This is a genomic window from Thermodesulfobacteriota bacterium, assembly GCA_036482575.1.
In the GTDB taxonomy this organism is placed as follows: domain Bacteria; phylum Desulfobacterota; class GWC2-55-46; order GWC2-55-46; family JAUVFY01; genus JAZGJJ01.
Genome location: JAZGJJ010000219.1, coordinates 1 through 3,917, shown reverse-complemented (window position 1 = coordinate 3,917; position 3,917 = coordinate 1). Strand labels below are relative to the sequence as shown.

Here is a 3,917-nt window from a genome sequence, read left to right as displayed (position 1 = left end):
GCAACTATATGCGCCTTCATGTCCACAGGGCCCTTATAACACCAAACGCTCAAATCTTCAACAAAAACAGCCCGTTCCGTTGGAAAGCGTCCCTACTCTATGCTTTTCCCCAGCCTCTCGCTCCTGAGCCACCGGTCCTCGCCGTTCCACGACCAGTAGATAGTGAAGGCCCTGCCCTTTATGTCCGCTATGGGCACGGGTCCCCAGAAGCGACTGTCGTAGCTCCGCTCCCTGTTATCTCCCATTACGAACACGTGTCCCTCGGGCACGGCATAGGGGCCGAAGTTGTAGGACTTATTCGAGTCGCCGAAGGTCGCGCCCTTATGCACGCCGTAGGGGTCTTCCCACGGGTTGCCGTTCACGAGTATCTGTCTGTCTATGACCTCGACCGTATCGCCCGGCAGGCCCACCACCCTCTTGATGTAGTCCTTGCTCCGCGCCTCCTTGACGCCGCTGGCCGGGAGGAACTCCACCCCGCCCGGCTTCCTGACCGCCGCCCTGTCACCCGGCCAGCGGAAAACTATGACGTCGCCGTGCTCTATATCGCCCCACGTCCGCTTCAACTGCGTCTCGAAGAACGGTATCCACACGCCGAAAAACTTTATCATGGCCGGCCGGGGCACCTGCACGCCGTAGGAGAACTTCGAGACCAGTATATGGTCGCCGATGAGGAGCGTATCCTCCATAGAGCTCGACGGGATCTTGAAGGCCTGCACCACGAAAGTACGTATGATGAGCGCCAGCACGATCGCTATGGTTATCGCCTCGAAGGTCTCCCTTAAGACCATCCCGGCCCTGGCGGTCCCCCTCCGGGTATTTTTCTTACCCTTATCTTCCATATTCTACGGTTATCCCTCCATTACGCCCGGCTCAGCCGACCTTAAGGACGGCGAGGAAGGCCTCCTGCGGCAACTCCACCTTGCCCACCTGCTTCATCCTCTTCTTGCCCTCTTTCTGTTTTTCGAGAAGTTTTCTCTTCCTGGTTATGTCCCCGCCGTAGCACTTGGCGGTGACGTTCTTCCTGAGCGCCCTGATACTCTCCCTGGCGACGACCTTCGTTCCTATGGCGGCCTGGATCACCACCTCGAACATCTGGCGCGGGATTATTTCCTTCATCTTCACCGCCACCTCCCTGCCCCTCACGGCGGCCTTCTCTTTCGGCGCTATGAGGCTCAAGGCGTCCACGGGGTCGCCGTTTATGAGGATGTCGAGCCTTACGAGTTTGGCCTCCATGTAGCCCGCGTAGTCGTAGTCCATCGAGGCGTAGCCCCTGGTAAGGGTCTTGAGCCTGTCGTAAAAGTCCGTGACCACCTCGTTAAGCGGAAGGTCGTAGACGAGCATGGCCCTTGCGGGACCGTGGTAGTTAATCTCCTTCTGTATGCCTCTGCGCTCCTCGCAGAGCCCCAGGACCGGTCCGAGGTACTCGGTCGGGAGGTGTATGGTGGCCCGGATGTGCGGCTCCTCTATCTTTTCGATATACTGAGGGGACGGGAGCTTCGTCGGGTTCTCGACCTCGACGACCTCTCCGGCGGTGGTCGTCACCCTGTATATGACCGTCGGCGCGGTGGTTATGAGCTCTAGCCCGTACTCCCTCTCTAACCGCTCCTGGATTATCTCCATGTGGAAGAGCCCGAGGAAGCCGCAGCGGAAGCCGAAGCCGAGCGCCATGGAAGTCTCGGGTTCATAGGTGAATGAGGAATCGTTAAGGCGGAGCTTAACCATGGCCTCCTTCAGGTTCTCGTACCGGACGGAGTCCACCGGGTAGAGGCCGCTGAAGACCATGGGCTTTACCGCCTTATAGCCGGAAAGGGGCTCTACGGCGGGGTTCTCCGCGTCGGTTATGGTATCGCCGACGCTCGTATCCCTGACCTCTTTTATGGCGGCGGTAAAGAAACCCACCTCGCCCACGCCGAGTTCGTCGGCCTTCCTGGGATTCGGTGCGAAGACACCCACACTCTCCACCACAAAACTCTTGCCCGTGGCCATGAACCTTATCTTCATGCCCTTTTTTATCACCCCGTCATGGACCCTTACCTGCACCACCACCCCCTGATAGGAGTCGTACCACGAGTCGAAGACAAGGGCCTTAAGAGGACTATTCCTCTCGCCTTTCGGGGGCGGTACGCGCTTCACTATCGCCTCAAGGACCTCCTTTATGCCTATCCCCTCCTTGGCGCTCGTAAGCACGGCCTCGCTCGCGTCAATGCCGAGGATATCCTCTATCTCGCCCCTGACCCTTTCGGGGTCGGCCTGCGGGAGGTCGATCTTATTCAGGACCGGGACTATATCGAGCCCCACGTCGACGGCCGTATAGAGGTGGGCGAGGGTCTGGGCTTCAACCCCCTGCGAGGCGTCCACCACGAGTATGGCGCCCTCGCACGCCGAGAGGCTCCGGCTGACCTCGTAGCTAAAATCCACGTGGCCGGGGGTGTCTATGAGGTTCAGGGTGTAGTCCTTCCCGTCATCGGCCTTATAGTGGAGCCTCGCGGTCTGGGCCTTGATGGTCACGCCGCGCTCTTTTTCGAGCTCCATCTTGTCCATGAACTGGTCCACCTTCTCCCGGTCGCTTATGGCGCCTGTCTTCTCCAGGAGCCTGTCCGAGAGGGTGGACTTGCCGTGGTCTATATGGGCTATTATGGAAAAGTTCCGTATGTTTTCGCTGTCCGTCACGCACCTATCCCCTTAAAAAACTTAATGAAGTAGTATATTATAGATGCTCCCGGTTTGTCAAAAGGAAAACACCGTGACGGCGTCCTATTTTCGTGACGAGCGGCGGCAACACCGTCGATTGCAGACTGGAGATTGCAGATTGCGGATTATCTGGTTTTGGGCTGTTATTCCCTTATTCCGCAATCCTAACTCCGCAACCCGAAATCGAAATCACCGTGCGTTATTGCCTTGTCAAAGCGGACATGCCTGTCATATACTGTATTATTGACTCCGGCATAAGTAATGCAATATTCCCGTAGCATGTCATTCTCCGGCTTGACCGGAGAATCCAGGGTTTCCTGTGAAAACAGGAACCCAGTCTCTTTATTTTTGTTCCCCGCTCCCTGCTTTCGCAGGGACAAGTTTCGCGGGGACGGCGTCTGGATTCCCGCTTCCGCGGGAATGACGACATTTACTGCATTGCTTTTACAGAGGTCTATGACGGATGGAGAGGTGTATAAATCACATGAAGAAAACGAAAAAAATACCTGAGTTCAAGAACGAGGACGAAGAGAGGAAGTTCCGGGCAACCCGCGACTCGACCGAATACGTGGACTGGAAGAAGGCGAAGAGGGTGGTGCTCCCGAAGCTAAAACCATCGGTCAAGAGGAGTTGAAGTAGGGTTAACCGTTTCGGCGTGGGGCAAGCACTGTACCTGATACGGGGTAGGCAACTTTTCTCATCTGTAATCTCCCTCTCCCCCAGTGGGGGTGAGGGGGTCAATACGAGCCCTGAGAAAATGTTCTGGACGGGCTCCGTGAAGCAACCGCTGTGAGTTCACGGCTCGCCAAGGCCTGTACCGCGCAAAATCGGAAAAGGAAAAAAGGTTCTCTGCAAAAATACCCCCCTCACCTCATTCCGTCGGTCCGCTGACCGCTCCCCCGAGGGGAGAGGAGGTAAAACTTCGGGAAAGTTACGCTTGTTTCGGCGTGGGGCCTGCCCCATACTCGATACGGGGACACGCCGGAAGATGGACTGAAATATAGACAAATCCAGCCCAACCTAACAGGAGGTACATTGTCTGCTGTAGAATTGACAAATCACATCTGCTATGATAAAAAATTTTTATGTTGCGGGGCTGTCTAAGAAAATTTGTTTACCCTTTATAAAATTGGAGGATGAAAATGAAAAAGATTTTGAATTTCGTGTTTTTGGTTTTTGTGATGCTATGCTTTGCCGGGTGCTCGGACAGCAAAATTTCGGCAGAT

Annotated in this window: 3 protein-coding genes; 1 reads left to right on the top strand and 2 read right to left on the bottom strand. The window is 55.8% G+C overall.

The window, feature by feature from the left end; translation table 11 throughout:
• Positions 1–92 precede the first annotated feature (92 nt).
• Entirely contained in the window at positions 93–839 is a 747-nt protein-coding gene (gene lepB, locus V3W31_09760; GenBank protein MEE9615212.1) for a signal peptidase I, read from the bottom strand.
• 31 nt (positions 840–870) lie between these two features.
• Positions 871–2,670 (bottom strand): translation elongation factor 4, encoded by a 1,800-nt coding sequence (gene lepA / locus V3W31_09755; protein ID MEE9615211.1) that lies wholly within the window; start codon positions 2,668–2,670, stop codon positions 871–873.
• Between the two features lie 505 nt (positions 2,671–3,175).
• Here lepA and V3W31_09750 point away from each other — a divergent pair.
• The gene (locus tag V3W31_09750; GenBank protein MEE9615210.1) at positions 3,176–3,325 is read left to right on the top strand and encodes a CopG family antitoxin; all 150 of its coding nucleotides are present in this window, start codon (positions 3,176–3,178) and stop codon (positions 3,323–3,325) included.
• Positions 3,326–3,917 lie beyond the last annotated feature (592 nt).